The 21302-nt window shown below is 41.7% G+C and carries 19 protein-coding genes and 1 pseudogene; 8 read left to right on the top strand and 12 right to left on the bottom strand.

From position 1 onward, the window contains the following. Window positions 1–6: 6 nt before the first annotated feature. Window positions 7–1620: a peptide ABC transporter substrate-binding protein gene (locus A1QC_RS03585; protein WP_017025503.1), complete on the bottom strand. Its 1614-nt coding sequence runs from the start codon at window positions 1618–1620 to the stop codon at window positions 7–9. A gap of 193 nt (window positions 1621–1813) precedes the next feature. Between A1QC_RS03585 and mpaA the strand changes: the two genes are divergently transcribed. After that, window positions 1814–2521 (top strand): murein tripeptide amidase MpaA, encoded by a 708-nt coding sequence (mpaA, locus tag A1QC_RS03580; RefSeq protein WP_026025864.1) that lies wholly within the window; start codon window positions 1814–1816, stop codon window positions 2519–2521. Window positions 2522–2611: 90 nt separating this feature from the next. Here mpaA and A1QC_RS03575 read toward each other — a convergent pair. After that, window positions 2612–2812: pseudogene (locus A1QC_RS03575) on the bottom strand (VOC family protein); the annotation flags it as partial. A 107-nt stretch (window positions 2813–2919) separates the two neighbouring features. Continuing rightward, window positions 2920–4449, bottom strand: coding sequence for an MFS transporter (locus A1QC_RS03570; protein WP_017025500.1), 1530 nt, complete (start codon window positions 4447–4449; stop codon window positions 2920–2922). Between the two features lie 276 nt (window positions 4450–4725). On the opposite strand from A1QC_RS03570, the gene A1QC_RS03565 reads away from it, so the two are divergent. After that, entirely contained in the window at window positions 4726–5583 is an 858-nt protein-coding gene (locus A1QC_RS03565; RefSeq protein ID WP_017025499.1) for a LysR family transcriptional regulator, read from the top strand. A 105-nt stretch (window positions 5584–5688) separates the two neighbouring features. Here the strand turns inward: A1QC_RS03565 and A1QC_RS03560 are convergent, their stop codons facing one another. The 3 genes from A1QC_RS03560 to A1QC_RS03550 form a co-directional block, all read right to left on the bottom strand. Next, a complete protein-coding gene (locus A1QC_RS03560) occupies window positions 5689–6135 on the bottom strand; it encodes a hypothetical protein (protein ID WP_017025498.1) in 447 nt (148 codons plus the stop codon). 46 nt (window positions 6136–6181) lie between these two features. After that, window positions 6182–7156 (bottom strand): N-acetyl-D-Glu racemase DgcA, encoded by a 975-nt coding sequence (gene dgcA / locus A1QC_RS03555; protein ID WP_017025497.1) that lies wholly within the window; start codon window positions 7154–7156, stop codon window positions 6182–6184. A gap of 88 nt (window positions 7157–7244) precedes the next feature. Then, on the bottom strand, window positions 7245–7886 hold the full coding sequence (locus A1QC_RS03550) for a YdcF family protein (RefSeq protein ID WP_017025496.1): 642 nt from the start codon (window positions 7884–7886) through the stop codon (window positions 7245–7247). Window positions 7887–8593: 707 nt separating this feature from the next. Between A1QC_RS03550 and gltS the strand changes: the two genes are divergently transcribed. The 3 genes from gltS to A1QC_RS03535 all read left to right on the top strand — a co-directional run bounded on the left by gltS (window position 8594) and on the right by A1QC_RS03535 (window position 12332). Further along, window positions 8594–9817 carry a sodium/glutamate symporter gene (gene gltS / locus A1QC_RS03545; protein ID WP_017025495.1) on the top strand — a complete coding sequence of 408 codons (1224 nt, stop codon included), beginning with the start codon at window positions 8594–8596 and terminating at the stop codon, window positions 9815–9817. Window positions 9818–10010: 193 nt separating this feature from the next. Beyond that, window positions 10011–11369 carry an MDR family MFS transporter gene (locus tag A1QC_RS03540; RefSeq protein WP_039836527.1) on the top strand — a complete coding sequence of 453 codons (1359 nt, stop codon included), beginning with the start codon at window positions 10011–10013 and terminating at the stop codon, window positions 11367–11369. Window positions 11370–11429: 60 nt separating this feature from the next. Further along, window positions 11430–12332, top strand: coding sequence for a 1,4-dihydroxy-2-naphthoyl-CoA synthase (locus A1QC_RS03535; protein WP_017025493.1), 903 nt, complete (start codon window positions 11430–11432; stop codon window positions 12330–12332). 58 nt (window positions 12333–12390) lie between these two features. Here the strand turns inward: A1QC_RS03535 and A1QC_RS03530 are convergent, their stop codons facing one another. Continuing rightward, a complete protein-coding gene (locus tag A1QC_RS03530; RefSeq protein ID WP_017025492.1) occupies window positions 12391–13278 on the bottom strand; it encodes an AraC family transcriptional regulator in 888 nt (295 codons plus the stop codon). 53 nt (window positions 13279–13331) lie between these two features. Between A1QC_RS03530 and A1QC_RS03525 the strand changes: the two genes are divergently transcribed. Together A1QC_RS03525 and A1QC_RS03515 are read left to right on the top strand one after the other, a co-directional pair. Beyond that, entirely contained in the window at window positions 13332–14726 is a 1395-nt protein-coding gene (locus tag A1QC_RS03525; RefSeq protein ID WP_017025491.1) for an MATE family efflux transporter, read from the top strand. A gap of 189 nt (window positions 14727–14915) precedes the next feature. Further along, window positions 14916–15209 (top strand): hypothetical protein, encoded by a 294-nt coding sequence (locus A1QC_RS03515; RefSeq protein ID WP_017025490.1) that lies wholly within the window; start codon window positions 14916–14918, stop codon window positions 15207–15209. Window positions 15210–15261: 52 nt separating this feature from the next. On the opposite strand, the gene A1QC_RS03510 is transcribed toward A1QC_RS03515, so the two are convergent. The 4 genes from A1QC_RS03510 to A1QC_RS03495 all read right to left on the bottom strand — a co-directional run bounded on the left by A1QC_RS03510 (window position 15262) and on the right by A1QC_RS03495 (window position 17752). Continuing rightward, entirely contained in the window at window positions 15262–16137 is an 876-nt protein-coding gene (locus A1QC_RS03510; protein ID WP_017025489.1) for an NAD(P)-dependent oxidoreductase, read from the bottom strand. 91 nt (window positions 16138–16228) lie between these two features. Beyond that, complete coding sequence (locus tag A1QC_RS03505; protein ID WP_017025488.1) at window positions 16229–16954, bottom strand: YebC/PmpR family DNA-binding transcriptional regulator; 726 nt, start codon at window positions 16952–16954, stop codon at window positions 16229–16231. Window positions 16955–17051: 97 nt separating this feature from the next. Further along, window positions 17052–17261, bottom strand: a complete 210-nt coding sequence (locus A1QC_RS03500; RefSeq protein ID WP_017025487.1) for a DUF3283 family protein — start codon at window positions 17259–17261, stop codon at window positions 17052–17054. A 293-nt stretch (window positions 17262–17554) separates the two neighbouring features. Continuing rightward, window positions 17555–17752, bottom strand: coding sequence for a hypothetical protein (locus tag A1QC_RS03495; RefSeq protein WP_017025486.1), 198 nt, complete (start codon window positions 17750–17752; stop codon window positions 17555–17557). Between the two features lie 495 nt (window positions 17753–18247). Between A1QC_RS03495 and A1QC_RS03490 the strand changes: the two genes are divergently transcribed. After that, window positions 18248–18715, top strand: a complete 468-nt coding sequence (locus tag A1QC_RS03490; protein ID WP_017025485.1) for a hypothetical protein — start codon at window positions 18248–18250, stop codon at window positions 18713–18715. Window positions 18716–18852: 137 nt separating this feature from the next. On the opposite strand, the gene A1QC_RS03485 is transcribed toward A1QC_RS03490, so the two are convergent. Continuing rightward, a complete protein-coding gene (locus A1QC_RS03485; RefSeq protein ID WP_017025484.1) occupies window positions 18853–20829 on the bottom strand; it encodes a replication initiator protein RctB domain-containing protein in 1977 nt (658 codons plus the stop codon). Window positions 20830–21302 lie beyond the last annotated feature (473 nt).

Raw genomic sequence — 21302 nt, 5'->3', positions numbered from 1 at the left:
CAGAGGTTATTGATGAAAATACAAATCTTTCGAGTAAATACGCCCTTCTGCATTGTGCATTGGATAACCACCTAACTTCGGATTCACCAAACGTGATTGCATAAAGTAGTAAATTGGAGCGATAGGCATGTCTTGCGCTAGCATTTGTTCTGCTTGATCGTAGAACTGATTACGCGCTTTTAAATCGACTGCACTTTGCGCTTTTTCTAATACTTGATCGTATTTGGGATTAGCATAAGAAGGGAAGTTCTTATCATTTCCAGATGTTAGCAAACTTAAAAATGTCGATGCTTCATTGTAATCACCACACCAAGATGCGCGCATAATATCAAAATTACGCTGCTGACGAGCAGCCAAGTAAGACTTCCATTCTTGATTATCGAGCGTTATTTCCATGCCTAAATTCTTTTTCAACATAGAGGCAATCGCGGTCGCAATGGCTTTATGGTTTTCACTGGTGTTGTACAACAATGTGGCTTTCAGTGGGTTGGATTTATCATAACCGGCTTCTTTTAGCAGTTTTTGCGCTTCAGCATCACGCTGTTGCTGAGTCCATTGGCTGTATTCCGGTTGTGTGGCTTTAAAATTGGCGACATCTTGATGGGCGAAAGTATAAGCAGGAACGTTACCTTTCGTAATACCGTTAGCAATCACATCACGCATGATGGAATAAGAGATGGCTTTACGCACACGAGCATCATCAAAAGGTTTTCGCTTGGTGTTTAATGCATAGTAATAAGTACATAATAAAGGCGTGATTTTATAAGCATCTGGGTGATCTTGTTTGAGTTTATCGACCATCGCAACCGGCACATCAGAGGTAATATCCACTTCACCGGTTAAATAGCGATTCATCGCAGCAGTTTGGCTTTCAAATGGAATGTAGGTGACCTTGTTAATGACGGTATCTTTGTCATCCCAATAGTTTGGATTACGCACCATTTCCAAACGTTCGTTAATCACCCATTTTTGTAGTTTATAAGCCCCATTTGAAACCATGTTCTCGGGTTTTGTCCAATTATCACCAAACTTTTCTACTACTTTTTGGTTGATTGGCATCATCACGGTATGCGCGGTCATCGCAACGAAATAAGGCACTGGTTTATCAAGTTGAAATTGCAGCGTATGGGCATCAAGTGCTTTTACCCCAAGAGATTCAACCGCTTGTTTACCATCAATAATCGCTTCCGCGTTTTGAATGCCTGTAAGCTTTAAATACCATGCATTTGGCGAGGCAAATTTAGGGTCTACCGCCGTATGTAAACTAAAAACGAAATCTTGCGCGGTCACTGGATCGCCATTTGACCATTTAGCCTCTTTTCGTAAATGGAATGTATAGATTTGGTTGTCTTTCGTTTCCCAGCTTTCTGCCACACCCGGCACCACACTGCCATCTTGATTTTGAATCACCAAGCCTTCGAATAAATCGCGCAAAATATGCATTTCTGGAATGCCTTCGGCTTTAAGTGGGTTAAGCGTTGGCGCTTCGGCATCATTGCCGCGGACTAATTCTTGTTTATCCGCTAAGGTAACACCAACAGGAACTTCAGCAGCAAAAGTAGGCATAACATAAGATGTAGAGAGTGCTAAAGCAATGATTGAAAGGGGAAACTTAGGCATGGTTGATCCTTGGTTTAAATAAAAAATATCACTTTAATAACTATAACGCTAACCAAGGCTTCTACCCATTATTTCTTGCACATTTGTTACCATCACACCTTTATCTGTGCGCTCGATTAAGTAATACTCCAATCAATAGGATAGAAAAACTTCCATTAAGAATGGCTATCAATAGATTAGGAATCCCATGACTATCAACCTTCGCCCTCGACAGCAACGTGGCCAATTTGAACGTAAACCCATTACTTATGGGCATTCTGTTTTGGGTGCCCCATTGGTGTATTTTCCAGCTCAAATTGAAGATGAGAATACTGGGCTTATCATTGCGGGTACGCATGGGGATGAAACGACATCTATCATTAGCCTCTCTTGTGCGCTACGTTCAATTGAACAAGGGCTACTTCGTCATCATGTGATTTTGAGCATGAACCCAGATGGCAATCAATTCGGTACGCGTTCCAACGCCAATGGGGTTGATCTTAACCGTAATTTTGCCAGTCAGAATTGGCAAGCGGGTGGCACTGTGTATCGCTGGAGTACCGAAGAGCCTGAACGTGATGTATTGATTGGCACAGGTGGACGTGGCAATTCAGAACCTGAAACCCAAGCCTTATGCCAATTGATTGAAAAGTTAAGCCCCGCTTGGGTGGTTTCCCTCCATGAACCTTTGGCCTGCATTGATGATCCTAGCCATTCATCACTGGCTAAATGGTTATCAGATCGCATGGATTTACCAATGGTCGATGATGTAGGTTACGACACGCCGGGCTCATTTGGATCTTGGTGCAGCGAACGAGACTTACTGTGCGTAACAATAGAGCTACCAGCGATTTCTGCGGATCTCGCTTTTGATCAATATTTGGATGTGCTGGTGGCGTTGTTGACTACGTCACCTCGTTAGCTTCATATCCAAATAGCAACTGCCATCCACTGTGATTTTTAGCAACTAATGGTATTGATATGGCGTACTGCCCATTTTAATTGTGTTTGGTTAGGCATTGATGCGCCAAGGTGGGTTAAGTCTATTTTCACCAGTCCAATACCGTTTGATTCCATTACCAGAAGGATCCGCTAACATCGCTTCTCGCCACAAGTAATCTTTATCGGTAGGCTCTTGGGTAAATTCGCTCCCCTTAGACTTTAATTCTTCAACCAGTGTATCGAGCTGCTCATGTTCAAAATATTTAACGCTACCTATTATAGCCGTATAAAATTTCAGAATGGATATCCAACAAGCTGTACTTTCCTTGTTGGATATCCATGACAATGGCATAACGATGACTAAATTAGTAACACCGCCTACTTAGCCGTAACACTTATAGACTTATCAATTTCAGTGCGATGCTTACGTTCACAGGTAACGGCTGCTGCTAATCCTAAAATCAAAGCACTTATTGCTCCATAAAGCACCAGCCAACTAAAACCTGTCGTTAGTATATTCGTAGCGAGATCTGAAGATACCCCGAAAGATTGCGCTGCAGTTACATTGCCTGCAGCAATCGCGCCAGCAAGTACTTCTATCTGTGCACCGGAAAGCGGTAAAGTATCAGCTAGACCCACCGCAACACCTTGAACTAACACCAAGCCCATAATGGCAATATTAACCGCCAGCGATATCATTCTGGCACTGAACTCCATGCCCGATGCCATACCAGCTCGCTCTGGAGGTAACGAACCTGTCGCCGTATTGGTTACCGGTGTATTCGTTAATCCTAAACCTACACCCGCAATTAAGCAGCCTGGTAACAGAGTTAGCCATGATGTGCTTGGCATCGTCACCGCAAACCAAATCGCCACGAAGCCTGCTGAAATCGTAAATAAGCCAAGTGGGATAACAAACCCAGCTCCCTTTTTCAATAACATGCGTTCTGCATAAGGAGGCACAATAATAGTGGGTAGCGTGAGTGCTAATACCGTAAGCCCTGACATGATCGCGCTATAACCAAGTACGGATTGCAAATAAATTGGGAAATAGATAACAAATGGCCAGAAGCTAAAGTTCATGCCGCTAGCACCGAATAAAGCCCCAGAAAAATTACGAACTTTAAAAGCGGAAAAATCAAACATTGGGTGTTTCACTTTATTCTCTATCACGATAAAGAGTAATAAGCTCACAATGCTACCCACTAAAATGAACATCCCAACATCACTCGATAGACCCGACTCATGTCCTTGCGTAATTAAATACACGAGACCAAACACCGATAGTGAGAGCGTTATCATGCCGCCAAAGTCCATCCTTCCAGCATTAGGATTGGAGGATTCAGTCACGCCTTTTTTCGCCAATAATAAAGTCAACGCGGCAATCACAACATGAATTAAAAACACCCATTGCCAGCTTGCTAGCTCTAAGATAATTCCACCAACGATGGGGCCAAAACCCAACCCTAACCCAAATACAATCCCCCAAGTTGCAAATGCAACACCACGTTCATTCCCATTTTGAAATTGGTGAGATAACACCGCAACCTGACAAGAAAGCATGGCAGCGGCGCTTAACCCTTGTAAGAATCTTGCCGCAATTAATACGGTGGCACTGCCTGCCAAGCCGCAAATAAGTGATGCAATGGCAAACACAGTAATTCCAGCGATAAATATCCTTTTTCTTCCAAAGCGATCGGCCAGTGCGCCGGTTGCAACCAGCACCGAGCACATGGCAATGGTATAAGCATTCATTATCCATTGAAGCTGTTGAAAATCTGCAGGTAACAGGGATTTCAACGTAGGTAAAATAGAAGGAATACTGGTAATTTCTAACCCCAGCATCACCGCAGATAGGCACACTGCCACCAGCGCTATTTTATTTTTATATGATATTGTGGAAAACATAATCGATTACACTCCTTTAAACTTCCTCAACAAGATTAGAAGTCCGTTCCAATTTTAAAAATCACCTAAAATAAGTGATATTCGGTCGTTCAAAAAAGTAACATCAACAAAGTATGGGATGAACACGCTCTTCGCTATTTCTGTAATGACAAAAACCAATACTCCAATCGAAACAATTGACTACGAGCTATATAAACAAGGTGGTTTTACAATTAATATACAGATGAGAGGGATAAATAATGCCGAGACACGGCAACATACAAGAAGGGACTCCTCATGCTCAGCTTAGATATTGAATCAGTTAAAGCTTTTTTAGCCATCCATGAACTAAAAAGTTTTACTCTTGCCGCAGATAAATTAGGAACAACCCAAGGCACACTCAGTGTGAAATTGAAAAGATTAGAAGATAAATTAAACGTGAAGCTTCTTGATCGAACCCCTAGAAAAATTAAGTTATCGTCAACTGGGGAGGCTTTTTTACCCTACGCGATTAAGCTTGTTGAAGCGAATGATCAAGCCGTTTCCAGCTTAGTTCTTGCCAAAAAACAATTTAAGCTTGGCGTTGGTTGCCATGTTTTTGGGCCAGAAATAGAGAAGGTTTTATCAGAACTCAACACCATTGAGCCCTTATTACAGGTTGAATTATCCATTGATAGTTCACGAGTATTATTAGAAAACTGCAACAGCGGCTTACTGAACGCCATCATTATCCGTAGCGACGATGGACGCATTGATGGGGAAGCGTTGTGCCCTGAACATTTTGGTTGGTATGCCACTCCCAGTTTTACCTTTAATCGACACGAACCACTGCCGATTGCGGTGCTGAAAGAAGACTGTGGCTTAAGAAATGTCGCAGCACAGACACTCAATAAGACCTCAATCAAGTGGGTTGAATCCTTCGTGGGGAATAACATCACAGCAATTACTAGCGCCATTTCAGCCGGACTTGCCATTGGTATATATCCAAAAAGATCGGCGCCATCTGGCCTTATCGATATAACCGACAAATACAATTTACCGGCAATACCACCCTCTTCTGTACTCATTTATGCTTCTTATGCGGATAAAAACACTCGAGACATTATGAAAATAATTACTGATATTTTTTCTAAGCAGATCCAAGGTGAAATGTGAAAATATCTATCATTCCTGAATCTTTTTCATGCTATTACCATGATTGGCATTTTTCACCTGCCATTGAAAGGATGGAACGGTTTATCTGTTTTAACTTCTATGCTTTTATCTCAAACTCTCCTTATGTTTAAGCTGACGATAAAGGACATCCGAATCTTTGAACCAAAAAAAATCAAAAACTTCATTATGAGTAAAGCGTACTTTTATCTTAGGCGTGCCCAAAAATCGAGTAAATTTAACGGCGAGGATCTCCTCATTGCTTTTTTTAAATCGATAACCACTCGCCTCATGATGATATTCAATACCCCATTCATTTATATCGATAATCTCCGAGCGATGTTTTTCCAAACTACCTCTATAATGATCTTTGATCATTCCGAGAACATGCCAGATTGCGAAACAAATAACCACTCCGATTAAACTCCCTCTTATGATAAAAACCTTTGGGTAGAAATAATAAACTAATAAGCTCACCAATAAGAAGGTATAAAAAACAAGATTAAGCCATTTGATTCTTGTTTTTAAAGGATCTATATCACACTTAAATTTCATCTAATTCCTCTTCCCAAAACCAAATGAATGAATCATGCATTTACCTTTACCCCCACAACCTTTTACTCATTACTTTCATGCTAGAAACATCAAATTCAAACCCATGTTCTTCATCTTCAGCCAGCAGCAGTGGCCCATCAAGATCCACAATATCCGCGCCTTGCGCCACCACAAAGGCAGGTGCCATGCCAAGGGAGCTGCCAACCATGCAGCCAACCATGACTTGCATACCTTGTGCAATGGCGGCTTGTTTTAACGCGAGTGCTTGAGTTAATCCGCCAGTCTTATCTAGCTTAATGTTGATCATGTCATAACGACCCTCCAGCGTCGCGAGGCTTTCGATGCCGTGACACGATTCATCGGCGCAAATGGTGATCGGGCGTACAAGTCCATCGAGCCAATGATCTTTGGTGGATGGAAAAGGTTGTTCGATCATGGCGACATTAAGCTCAACCAATTGCGGGATCATTTGATGATATAAATCGATATCCCAACCTTCATTGGCATCAACAATGATCATGGCATTAGGTGAGTTTTCTCTCACAGCAGTAACCCTTGCGATATCCCCTTTCCCAGCCAATTTTAATTTCAATACCGGACGTTGTTGATTTTCTTTGGCGGCCTGCCCCATTTTTTCAGGGGTATCAAGCGATAAGGTAAACGCGGTGGTGAGTGCTGTTGGTTTGATATCAAGCAGTTGCCAAATCGACTGGTGTTGCTGTTTACACTGTAAATCCCACCAAGCGCAATCTAATGCATTACGCGCCGCGCCTGCAGGTAGTAACTGTGTAATATCTTGATGGGTAGTGTTGGCATTGAGTTGTGATTGGAGCTGTTTTAAATCTCGTAATACTTGTTCTATCGATTCGCCATACCTTGCATACGGAACACATTCTCCACGGCCTATGTTGCCATTATGACTCAGCTCAACCATAACGACATCTGCATGTGTTTTCGAGCCACGCGAAATGGTAAATGATCCATTAATTGGCCAAGATGTGGTGGTGACTGTCATTTGCATGTTGATAGTTCCTTTATCTTCCGTCTTTTAGAACAATGTACTTTTAGTAACAATGTAAAAAACGGCCAATTCAATATAAATTTGTTCGTTATAAAATCGTCTGCTCGTCATAACCAATCGCAAGTAATGATTCTAAGGCTTCATCAAGCTCTGGTGACCAAGGTTGCTCAGCAAAAAAGCCTTGAGGTGGGTAATGCTTCATTCTCTGCAACTCCCCAACCATTAAATTGATCACTTCGGTAGACGGATGCAACACACTGCAATAATCTAGAAAATCACATTGAGGTGACGTGACTTGCGCTTTAACCTTCGGCCAAACTTTTTCACTGGTGGCCAATGCTCGCCTTTCCATATAAGGTTTTTGCACTAAAGTAACACTTTGCAAAGTAATGCCTTTTTTGTCTAAAAGCTGCTGTGTAAATTGGAAGTTCTCCCCTGTGTTGGTCGACTTATCTTCCAACAAGATTGCATGATGAGGAACGCCACAATCCATTACGACTTTGGCAAATGTTTCCGCTTCTGATAACTCAAATACGCCATCTGTCATCCGGCCTTTACCGCCAGAGATGATCACTAAAGGCGCGATACCTTGCTGATAAAGCTCCGCCGCCCGTTCACCGACCCGCAAATCTGAACTGCCCAGTAGTAAAATAGCATCGCTTTTTTGAAGCGTTTGATTAAGCTTAAAGTAATTCCAAACCGATAAGATCTGTTGATAGTAGCGAGCCATTCTTTTCCCTCTGTGTAACGCCATTAGTATGACCGATCATATTGATGACCGAATCTAAACCGGCAGCGGATGCAAGTGATAAGCTTATACTCTACTCGAGTTTAAGAATGGTAGTAAGGGGGAGAAATCAAGAAAGTGCTATTGAAGATAAAATATTGGCATGCCGACTGGCGACATACCAAAAACATTGTAATATTAGTGTGTTGAAGGTGAATTTTTTTCGGGATTTTGATTATTACAATCACGGCAGAAGCACACAGGGTCCATTTTGTGGTAATGTACGCCGCTGAAAAGTTGATTGACTAACTCACTAAACTTTTGAAGTTTGGTTTTCATTGAGAAATCATCTTCAGCACGTTTGCGTAACACTTCCTTATGTTGTGTGTTGCGACAACATGAGTGGCAAAATAGAACAGGCAAGGTGGACTCCAGCAGTTTTACATATAGATAGAAATTTATTATTCACATGATAAATGATTAACTATGTAACACGTCATAAAATTGAAAGATTAATGTCAATAATTCAATCTATTTCAAAGTTTGTCTGCCTTTTTCGCATTACCCACTCAGTATTTTTTGGTTTCAACGACACCATAGGCACCTATAATAGAAATACTTCGCTGTAATCGAGTGAATCACCCTTTCTTTGTCTATGCTAAAAATCTGAACCAAAACATTTCTATTAAATTTCACTTTCGAGGCGGTATATGAATACGGTTTATCCTGTTGGTTCTATCGAGTCTTTTTTACTGGCAATTTTCGTTTTGCTTTTAGGGCACTTCATTAACAGTAAAATCCCATTTCTTTCAAAATATAAAGTCCCAGAACCGATTGTTGGGGGGCTTGTTGTTGCGGTCATCATTACTATTCTACATTTTCAAAACATCACTTTAGAATTCGACTTACCGTTAGAACACATCTTAATGCTACTGTTTTTTACTACAGTGGGGCTTTCTGCCAGCTACACACAGCTGATTAAAGGCGGTAAAAAAGTGTTTATCTTTCTTGCAGTCGCGTCTATTTATATCGTGATTCAAAATGCCGTAGGGGTTGGCTTAGCGGAAATGCTGGGCTTAAACCCATTACTTGGATTAGTGGCTGGCTCGATTACATTATCTGGTGGGCATGGTACTGGCGCTGCGTGGGCAAGCACTTTCCAAGATAGATATGGGCTAAATACCCTGGAATTTGCAATGGCAGCAGCCACCTTTGGTTTAATTATGGGCGGTATTATTGGCGGGCCGATTGCACAAAGACGCATCCAAAAACACAATCTAATGTCGGAATATGGCACTGGTGATAAACACCATGACAACTTCCCAGATGTGGTGACTTATAACGATCGTGAAGAAGATCATGTATCGGCTTATCGCGTGATTGAAACTTTATTTACCATGCTCATTTGTGTGGTCGGCGCGATTTACATTGAAAAATGGGTTGGAACATTAAACATCAGCTGGTTGAAAATCCCTGATTTTGTTTATGCTTTATTTCTTGGTGTGATCATCACCAACATTTTTGAAGTGTCGGGAAAGTACAAACTCAATACCGACACTGTGGATATTCTGGGTACAGTCTCGCTTTCATTATTTTTGTCGATGGCATTAATGAGTTTAAAGCTGTGGGAAATCTTCTCGCTTGCGATTCCACTGTTGATTATTTTATGTGTTCAAACACTTATTTTGGCGGTGTTTGCCTACAATGTAACCTTTAGAGTCATGGGGTCTAATTACGATGCTGCGGTCATTACTGGTGGTCATTGTGGTTTTGGTTTAGGGGCTACCCCAACTGCGGTTATGAATATGGGATCATTAGTGACGCATTATGGCCCTTCTCCGCAAGCTTTTATGGTTGTACCTATTGTCGGCGCATTCTTCATCGACATTGTTAATTTAATTATTATCCAAGGCTATTTGTCGTTTATTGGTTAAGTGTAAGTGACTATCCCCTTATTGGGTATATACGCCAAATAGCTTCAACTAATCAGGGATAAGCCTGTTTGGTTATTTTGTATTTAATAGAGCAGGTTAACCACTGCTCTATTTTTATTCATTTTCCCATTAGATTGGTGTTTGAGGATAAATTGTGACTGAACAGAAAGCCGTTTCTCCACAGAAAATATTTATGAGTGTCGCACTGGTCATTGCACTCGGATCTTTAGAAAAAAGTATTGTCACCACACCATTGCCTATGATTGGCGATGCATTAAATGCCGGGAATGCACTGACTTGGGTTGTGACGGCCTATCTCTTGGCGGCGACGGCGGTGTTACCTGTTTACGGTAAACTCAGCGATATCCTAGGCCGTGTAAGAATGCTGTATATCGGCATTACTTTATTCATTATTGGCTCAATTGCTTGTGGCTTTGCACAAGATCTACAAACGTTAATCATTGCCCGGGTGATCCAAGGTATTGGTGGGGGCGGGTTAATTGCGCTGGCTTTCACTGTCATTGCTGATTGTATTCCTGCGCGAGAAGTCGGCAAGTACCAAGGGTTTATCTCGATGGTGTACGCAGTTTCCAGTATTGCAGGGCCTTTATTAGGTGGCTACTTTGCTGAACACCTTTCTTGGCGTTGGGTATTTTGGATTAACATTCCACTTGGGTTAATTGCGGTTTTTCTCATTCGTCGCAATTTATCTCATTTGAATAAAAAACGAGACTCTAAGTTTGATTGGCTTGGCGCTATGATGCTGATGATCTGCTCCACTAGCCTATTGCTATTATTATCACCAGAAGCAGAGTTACCCATATCTTGGACTGGTGGCGCTTTCATCGCTTCTATTTTACTGCTGATTGTTGTTGAAAGACGAGTGTCGGATCCAATGCTACCCGCCCGCCTTGCCAAACTGCCCGGCTATTTAGTTTGTATCTTACTGATTCTCTGCTCGCAATTATTAATGTTTGCGATTTTAGTCTATTTACCGATGCAAATGCAGTGGCAAAAAGGGCTGTCGGCTTCTGCTAGTGGTGAAATCATGGTGATCTTTATGATCAGCATTACACTAGGTGCTTATTGCGGTGGCAAATTAGTCAATAAATCGGGTGAGTATAAACGTTATGCCTTATTTGGTTTTTTCTTAGCGGCAGTCAGCTTTGCCATGATCCAGCATCATCTATTTCAAGCGGTGGCATTAGGGTTATCTGGCCTTGGCATTGGTTTCACCTTGCCTGCTTTAGGTGTTGTTGTGCAAAATGTACTTCCCCCGAAAGACAGAGGCATTGGCATGTCTTTATTTAATTTTGGACGAGAATTGGGGGGTGCAATTGGCGTGGCTGCATGCTCGACCGTTTTCCAACTCAGCTTAAAGAACAATGGCGTAGCGAAAGAAACCAGCCTTGCGAATTACAGCCCACAAGCGTTAGCAACTGGCTTTAATGCCATTTATTTATTAATGGCGGTGATGGCATTGGTCGCCATGATCATCACCTTCTTTGCGCTAAAAAAGCAAACTTTAGCGACCGAGATCAAGCACGATTAATCTATTGGGGTTTACTCTTAGCCCATAACCCATGCCCAGAAAAAACAAAGGTCGGCAATCATGAATAAAGTATCTGATATTTTTAACCCTGAAGATTGGCAAGAAGTGGAAGGCTTTTCTTTTGAAGACATTACTTACCACCGTGCGGTTGATGCAGGTGTGGTGCGCATTGCATTCAATCGCCCAGAGTGTCGTAATGCCTTTCGCCCTAAAACAGTCGACGAGCTTTATGGCGCACTTGAACACACGCGTATGCAAAGTGATGTTGGTTGCGTGTTGATCACAGGCAATGGGCCAAGTTCGCGTGATGGCGGTTGGGCATTCTGCTCTGGTGGTGATCAACGCATCCGTGGTAAAGACGGTTACAAATACGAAGGCATGCCTCAAGATCAGGTGGATGCTGCCGCGCTTGGTCGTTTACATATCCTTGAAGTTCAACGTTTGATCCGCTTTATGCCAAAAGCAGTAATTGCGGTCGTACCGGGTTGGGCTGCAGGTGGTGGGCATTCTTTGCATGTTGTGTGTGATTTAACCCTAGCATCGAAAGAACATGCAGTCTTTAAGCAAACCGATTTAGATGTGGCAAGTTTTGACTCTGGTTATGGTTCCGCTTATTTAGCAAAAATGGTGGGTCAGAAAAAAGCACGTGAAATTTTCTTTTTAGGGTTAGATTACAGCGCGCAAGATGCATTTGAAATGGGCATGGTAAACAAAGTTGTCCCGCACGCTGATTTGGAAAAAGAAGCCTTAGAGTGGGGTAAGATAATTTGCCAAAAATCGCCAACCGCATTACGCATGATGAAATATGGTTTGAACATGACCGATGATGGCATGGTAGGACAACAGCTCTTTGCTGGGGAAGCAACTCGTCTTGCTTATGGTACGGATGAAGCCCGTGAAGGTCGCGATTCTTTTCTAGAAAAACGCCCGAAAGATTTCTCTAAATTTCCATATCATTACTAATAAAAACGAGTCGATATTCGAAGCCGTGATCGCCTGATCATGGCTTTTTTCTTATCGGCTATAAAAGCGCTTTTTTACGATACTCTCGTGGCGAGCAGCCATATACTTTGCGAAAACGGTGGGTAAAGTTATATGGGTCAGGGTAACCTAAACGATGTGCGATCATGGTGATACTCCAATCTCTATGATGAAGAAGATCGAGCGCTTTTTCCATTCTCAATCGGATCAAACGTTGGCTTGGACTTTGATCATAAAGCTGCTTTGAAATTCGATTGAGCTGCTCTTCACTTAAAAAGCTCCGCTTAGCCATATCTTTGACTGTCCACGGCAGGTGTAGCTGTGCTTCCACTAGGTTAAACACACTTTGTACCCGCATAGAGGCATTAGAAGGATGCACATCTGTCGAACCTAACATGATCCGCGTAAGCTCACTTAACAACAATTGTCGAAACGTTGCTCTGCCCTGCACTTCTTGATGTATCAAATTTAACAACGACCACACAGATTCACTTAAATGAGTGGGTTCCACACGTTGTAAGCTGCCCTCAACTTGCTGCCATTTGGGCACCGGTGGAAGTAGAATCCACGCCATCTTCCAATAAGGCTTATCTCCTAGTTCAAACCGAAACGGCATACCTTGAGGCAATACTGTCACGCTATTAGGTGATATCTCTTGAACTCCATAACGCGTAGTTAAACAACCTCCGCCATCTAGGGTAAATAATATGGTGTGGATCTCCGGATCGCGTCTTTCGACAGAATAGCCTTGTGAGAACTCCCCTAGCCCCGCCATGGATACTTCTTCAACCAGAAGCTCCGGTATTTCCGAAGAAACAATGAAACGTTCCATACAAGCGTCCGCTAAATACACTTCATCTTGCCAATGACGATTGAGCAACTCTTGTTCCATGACGGATTTGCACAGGTTTTTCGTGATTTCAAACATGTTGATTAACCCAAAGCTCTTTTATATTTGCGACTTACCTTGAGGAGCGCCCTATGTCCATTCAACCACACTCTTGCACTCAAACCAATCCACCGATGTCTCACTTACCACCTCGGCTATTTTCACGAGTGGCAAAGCTAGCATTTCCTGTTGCTTTGCAAAGTGCATTGGTCGCTATTTTGGCATTAGCCGATGTATTAATGGTCAGCGATTTTGGCCAAACAGCGACGGCTGCGGTAGGTATCGCATCACGCTGGCACTTTGTTGCGATTATGATCATGGCAGCGCTGGCGACGGCAACAGGTACTCTTGTTTCTCAATACTGGGGCCGAGACGATAAGATCACCGCCAAAACGGTGACGATGCAGTCGTTGAAGTTTGGTTCGTTGATCATGATCCCAGTCACCATTTTGATGGTCGGCTTTGGCGCTCAGATCATGCGATTGCAAACCGATGACGTACAAGTGATCCAACAAGGTGCCGATTACTTATTATATAGCCTGCCACTTTTAATGCTGACCCACTGGGTTATCACAGCAGAAGCAGGCTTAAGATCAAGTGGTAACGCTGTTTTGCCGTTGATCTTAGCCGCCATCACTATCGCGATTAATATTGGACTTAACTTTTGGTTAATCCATGGCGGTTTTGGTATCCCTGCTATGGGAGTGGCTGGCGCAGCACTTTCAACGACCATTGCCCGAGTGATACAGGTTGGTTTGATTTACGGCACATTAAAAGCCAAGCAACACTGGCTGATTATCAGTGAGTATCAAAAGCACAATCCTCGCTTATGGCAATCATACAAGCGCCTTGCTATCCCCAATGCTGCAAATGCGGTGTTATGGGCATTCGGCACGTTAACATACCAAACTATTTATGGTCACATGGGTACGACTGAGCTGGCGATTTATAGCATGATAGGTCCTTTTGAAGGCTTATGTTACGCCATCTTTATGGGTATTTCAGTGGCCTGTTCCGTATTGCTTGGACAATCGCTAGGACGCGATGAATACTTACAGGCGCAAGCAATGTCAAAATTCTTCATTAAGTTTATTGTGGCAATGGGCGTTCTCGCCTGTGGCGTGATGTTGTTACAACGCGACAATGTGATTGCGTTTCTTGATCTTGATAGCCCAAACTTCAGCGGTATTGCTGATCCAGCTTTCGTTGTGATGAGTTTTGCTATCATCATCCGCATGTTAAATATGCTGATCATCAATGGCATTTTACGTGCTGGTGGAGAAAACCATTTTTGTTTACGCATGGATTTCATCGCGATGTGGATGGTTGGGATCCCATTAACTGCATATGGTGCATTTGTGGCTGAATTGAGCTTCGCGTGGGTATACTTATTAATGATTTCAGAAGAAATTGTTAAGCTATCGCTGTGTTTTACTCGTTACTTAAAGAAAAAATGGCTCAATAATCTCACTATCCAAACCGCGTAAAACAACCAAGCCGCCTTGAATATCTTTGGCCTTAGCTCCATTGTTTTCTATCACAGACAATGTAAAGCTAAGGTCAAAGCGAGAAACTCCTCGCAAAACCATCACCATTATCAAGCCGACACTTGGCTCTGTGACTTTCATCCCTCATGGTGTGCTCATTAATTGACCAAACCACACACTAATTGAACCATGAAGAGAATCGCTTTTATTATCTTGGTCAGCCTCGCACTATGGCAGTTTTTTTACCAACCCCCTCCTAAAACTGTAGCGGATCAAAAACCCAAAATTGCCGCATTTTTTGATATGGGTAATACTTCTACATCGAAAAAACGTTCTCCACAACAGGGTTTTATGTGTGATGAGCGACAACGATGCTCCGACATGGATTCACAAAAAGAAGCCGCTTATTTTTACCTACATTGCCCTAATCAGAAACTTGAAGTAGATCCTGATGGCACGCCTTGCGGAGAATTTTTTGAATAAAAAAGCGAACCTTACGATTCGCTTTTTAACGGTGTGATCCAAACAACTAGGATTATTGCTTCGCTGTCTTCTGAACCGCTTTATGCAATACCGATGTATCCATGCGATTATCGCCTGCTGCAGCAAGAGTGACATAGTCATCGTAAGTTTGCTTAGTGTGCGCCAAATTCAAACCATGTTTGCTGGCTTCATCTAAACAAAAACCTAAATCTTTAATCATCCAATCAATCGCAAACCCAAAGTCATATTCATTTTCAGACATGGTTACTGCTCGGTTTTCCATCTGCCATGAACCCGCAGCGCCATTTTTCAAGCAATTGACAAGGTTGGCAATATCAAGGCCAGACTCTTGCGCCAATAATAACCCTTCAGATAAACCACGCAGAGCGCCAGCAATACAAATCTGATTCACCATTTTTGCGCGTTGACCTTGTCCAACTTCCCCCATTAATACTGATGACTTACCATAAGCATTAAAAACCGGTTGAAGTTTATTGAAGAGTGGCTGAGAACCACCACACATAATGGTTAATACGCCATTTTCCGCGCCACTTTGACCACCAGATACCGGTGCATCCATAAACTCGACTTGCACTTGCTGAGCAGCTTGCGATAACTCTTCAGATAACGATGCTGATGTTGTCGTGTGATCAACTAAAACAGACCCCGCTTTCATGAAGCGCAATGCGCCTAATTCACTGGTAGTCATGCTGCGAACATCATCATCATTGCCCACACACAATAAAACCACGTCAGCGTCTTTTACACACTCTTCTACCGTGCTCACCGCTTTACCTTGGTATTGAGTTGCCCATTCTTGTGCTTTGGTATGCGTGCGGTTAAATACGGTGACATCAAAACCGTATTTTGTTAAGTGCCCCGCCATTGGGAATCCCATAACGCCTAAACCAATAAAGCTCACTTTCATACCGACATCTCCTTCAAAATAAATCCAGGATAAAAACAAAAACACCGAGCGGCTGGGCTCGGTGTTTGGCTATTCATTTAACCAATTAAGGTTACTCTTCTTCTAGTTCAGCGTTGTGATAAACCTGCTGAACATCATCACAATCATCCAGCATATCTAAGAATTTCTGGAATTTGGCAACATCTTCGCCTGTGACTGGAGTATGGTTTTGAGGAACAAAAGTAATTTCTTCCACATCCACCACTAACTCTGGATATTCTTCATTCAATGCGGTTTTCGCTTTGAAGAATTCAGTATGTGGTGCAAAAACAGTGATCACACCATCTTCAAGTTCAATATCGGTCACATCAACATCTTTCATCATTAATGCTTCTAATACTGATTCTTCATCTTCACCTTTAAATTGGAAAACCGCTTGATGATCGAACATGTGCGCAACTGTACCAGGGCTACCAATTTTAGCGCCGGTTTTCACGAAACATTGACGAACATCTTGGAAAGTACGGTTACCGTTATCTGTCAAACAGTCAACGATCACACTTGCGCCACCAGGAGAGAAACCTTCATAACGTGCCGGTTGGAAATCTTCACCACCACCGCCGTTCGCTTTATCAAGCGCTTTTTCGATAACATGCGCAGGAACGTTATCTCTTTTTGCTTTGGTAATAAGATGCTTAAGCGAAAGGTTCATATCAGGGTCTGAACCGCCATTTTTCGCAGCAACGTAAATCTCTTTACCATATTTTGAATAAACTTTAATTTTTGCGCCTGCTGTTTTGGCCATTGAGGCTTTGCGCACTTCAAAACTTCTTCCCATGGGAAACTTCTCTCTGATTCTATTTAACGCGTAATATTCACCATAAGAGTTTGCGTAGTTGATATGTCTCTTATGATTTCAGATGATGGTTAGCCGTTTATGCTACACCCATTATCCGTTTGTATTTTTGGATAGCTTGCTCGAAAAAATCGCGCTCACCCTGGTTTCGAATTTTTTCAGCTTCCGAGATCAATAAATCAGGTCCAGCTTTGGCCTGCTTCAATTGCCAAACGGCATAGGAAGCTTGTTTATCTAACTCGATCTTATTTTTCTCAGCTGAAGGCAGCAAAGATAAATTGATAGACATTCTACCGCCCTTTATTCAAGAGTTTTAATACACCGAAATATACCATAGCAGGCAGCAAATAATAAAAAATATTGACAGGTTTACACTGTAAATTGCAATTTAATGCCAGCCTAGCATTTCTTTTTTTCGTAATGAGATTGCCATCAAAATATCATCATCTCAATCACTATGGCTGAAATGTTGAAATGTTAAACAAAAAAACAGGGTGAACTGAATCGTCAGTCACCCTGCTATTTATTTACAACCACAATTCACCATCAATCGTAATGGTAACCGAGTTATATAATTCTTTATTAATGAAGTAAGCCTAATTCTCTTGCTTCTTCTAGCGTCAATCCGCTTTCACGGATCTCTTTTAGCATTTCAATTCGGCGTCGAGCTTCAGCACTCTTTACCTGCTTTGACGTCACTTTTTCATTTGACTCGTCTTTGGCGTCCCAACTTGTTGCAATTCCAGTCATGTCATCATGATCAATTGAATTAATCGACATAAATACCTCCAGAAAACCATACGGAAACAATGTGGATATTAAGCAAAAAATTATCCACTTGTTAAGTAAATAAAACAAAGAGTGTGACCAAACTCAGAGTTCAGAAATATGGCCCTCATCTCGTGCGTTTACGGCTTGTTATTTCTTAGCAACTGGGTGTAGTTTCAAAGATCTTATCACTCATAAATCGATACTCAATTTTCGTGGCACTTAACGTTATCTAAGGAACACGTGAAGGCGACAAACCAACCTTGCTACCACTTCAAGCATGGATACGACAAAGTATTAAGACCGACGCTCCTATCTAATAGATAGCAGATTTGCGCATTTTAGGTAATTTTTTTTTGCTGGCAAGATCAACTTGATTAAATTTTCTTTTCTCTGCAACAACCGTCTAAATTTAGCGCTATTTGGTGTAACAATCTCCTTTTCTTTGCCCCTCCCCTTTTAAAATCCACTACACTGAAAAAAACAATCAAGCAAACGAGGCACATTATGGAACTCATAACTTGGTTAGAGCAGATGCAAAAATGCTATCAACAGCGCAACATTCATACCATTTCAGATTTGGTTTCCCTTATCCATTCACCACCAGAAAGTTTATGGCGCCCCCAACATTCCCACGCCCAAGTAAAAGCGATTGAGATTTGGTTAGATGGTTGCATGAAGATATTTCAATACTTTCAAGATCTCGATCATGAAAAATTAGCTTATCAATATATTGAACTGGCCTATGCTCGAATTCAATCCGTCACCGCTAACCCACACTCTTCTTTAGAGTTACGTTACTGGGGGGCAAATAAGCTTGATCGATTAACCATCTTGATGCTGGAATGTTGTCAAACTCAATCCGATTGCCAGCAGGCCAGTGATCAAGTGATTGAATTACACGTAGCTTTTATGAGCCAGTTAGGTGAGATCAACATGCATCAACCCGATCAATCAAAAAATTCGGAACGATGATCAAGGCTATGAAAGCATGATCAAGTGTGTCTTGATCATGCTTTCAATAAAGTATCAAAACCGTCTGTTTTAAATATAAAAAATGCGGCCTTAACTGGGCCGCATAGATTAATGTCATACGCTTAGAAATGGAGCGATTAAGCTGTGTTCGCCATTTCATCCAACGCACGGATCACGGTTTCATCAATGTGCCCTTCAAAAACCTGCTTACACACTTTACGGCGAACAGCTAAGCCACCAATTAACTTTTCAATGGATAGGTGCTTTGCTTTGGTTTCTTGATTAAATAGTTCTATCGTTTTGCTAAGCGTCTCATAAGGCACGACTTGCTCACCAACTCTTAGCCAATCAAGCTTACTAACAAGCTCACTGCACTCTTCTTGAATTGAAGCAAATGGATGCCCAGTCATTGCCGATAAAGCCGTTATGCTGCGTTCTAGAGCCTCTGGAGAGGTATATTTGGATAAGGTAATGGTAATTTCATCGGCATTAATTTCGACCAAGTGTTTTTTCTGCTTCACTCGACGGCCTAAACGCCCTCGTGGAGACGGATCTTTACGTTGAATGGGTTCAAACTCACCATCAATAATTTCGGATAACTCTTGCAGCTTTTGCTTAGAAACTAATTCGTGACGTAATGGGTTTGGTAACGTTGGCGCCATATTGCGCTTGCCGGCATTGGTGGTACGAGCACGGGAAAAACGCAATACCTCTTCCGCATCACAACGGATATCAATTTGATAATCTTGGATTTTACCTTTGTCCATTAAGGTAGTGATCGTGAGGTGATAACCCCATAAATTCACGACGAAAAGATCTTCTGTTGTTTTACCTTCCGATAATTTTCTTAACTCACGGATCAGATCCATCGAGAAACGTCGCCATTCAATGTTACGAGCGAGCTTTTGGTTGATCTCACTAAGTAGCATCGATTCCGTTAAACGACGTACTAAACGGCTTCTGAAGAAGGTGTATAACTGGAATACTAAGGTATGCTGTTTCAAGATCTCTGGTGGGAACAAAAAGAAGTAATCTTTGGTCAACAATTCTTCAAAGAAAGACGGTTCCCACACTAAAATATATAAATTTGGCTTAATACGAATTTCACCGGTTGCACTTTCAGTTGGCGCTTCGTCTGATGCCGTGATCGTGCGTGCAATAAACCGGAAGCGATCACTTTTAAAGCCTTCTGGCATATTTTCGCTTAACCAACGGCCGGTTAATTCATGGAGTTGGAAATCGGTGAATTCAATGCGATCGATACTGTCACGAATTGAGTCGCGAGCAGGTCCGCTGTCTTTTTTGCCACGTAAAGATAAAATATCCGTGATGTATAATGGCGTCTTATTTGGCATCTGCTTGGCGTTCATGTGGTAGTCATCTTGATGATGCTCGTGGTATTGAACGGTAAGCGTAAACAGCGCAAACAATGTCATTAGATCATCCACCGTCATGATGTTTTTTGATGATCGTGTTTCAATTATCGCACGAGTACCTGATATTGAAACCATTGATTTTTGGTAACTTTTCCTGGTTCTAGGTGGTGCTAAGGCTTGATCGATAATCCCTGCCCAATTGGTTGGCGATACTACAAATTGATCTGCTTCATCACGCATTGCGGGGGGTGTATACAAACCATGTTCAGTTAAAAGTTGGCGGTTAACTTGAGTTTGTGCCAAAGCTTTCGAACGTTTTTGTTTTTCTGTTTGCCTAGTACTATCGGTTTTTAAACTTGTTGAACCTAGAATTGAAATTAATTGATTTGGATTCACAAAGGTGTGAAGCATGGTTTTTCCTGCTAAGCCTTCTTCAAATTTAACCGGAGTTTGGCTAAATAATCCAATGGAAACCGCAGCTCGTAATCTTTGTTGAATGGCAGCTCTGGTCAATTGCCCATCAGTGGCTTCAATGAGTTCAGTGGTTGAAACTAAGCCATCTTTGCTGGACAGTCCTTTGAGCGATATGAGATTTAATAACTCAATAATACTTTTTGTTACGCCTTTGAAATGTTGATATTGCTCGATCCAGTCGATCGCATGTTCTGAGATCTCAAATAAATGACCCCCTTTGTGGTCCCTCGGTAATTTAATTAAGATCTTTTCAAGGCTAGGCATAGCAATTCCATTTATCATTGGCTGTAAATGTCACATAGTTCCAAGAGAATAAATAAAAAAGATCAAAAAAGAAAGAAAAAATTACTTTTCTTTAAATAACTGATCTTTTTGTTTAATTGATCTTAAATGGTTATATGATCTATTGATCTGAACGAGAATTTGCTTTTAAGTTAATGATAATAAAGTTTATTTTTTTTATCATTTTGAAAGCATGATCAAGAGAATATCTGAACGATGATCATTGTATGAATGAAAGCATGATCAATTTCAGAAAGAAGAATGATCATCAATTCATCGAAGCATGATCATTCAAATATGAAACGATGATCATCATCTATTGACAAGTTATCCACAGATATCTGATTTTTAATTTTTGTTTTGATATAAATTTATCTTGGAACGATGATCAAGTATGAGCTATTTCGATGGTTATTTTCATCACTAATATTGGTATTTTTAGCAAAACATTCAAT

This window comes from Vibrio rumoiensis 1S-45 (assembly GCF_000286955.2).
In the GTDB taxonomy this organism is placed as follows: domain Bacteria; phylum Pseudomonadota; class Gammaproteobacteria; order Enterobacterales; family Vibrionaceae; genus Vibrio; species Vibrio rumoiensis_A.
This window is presented reverse-complemented; position numbering and strand designations above follow the sequence as displayed.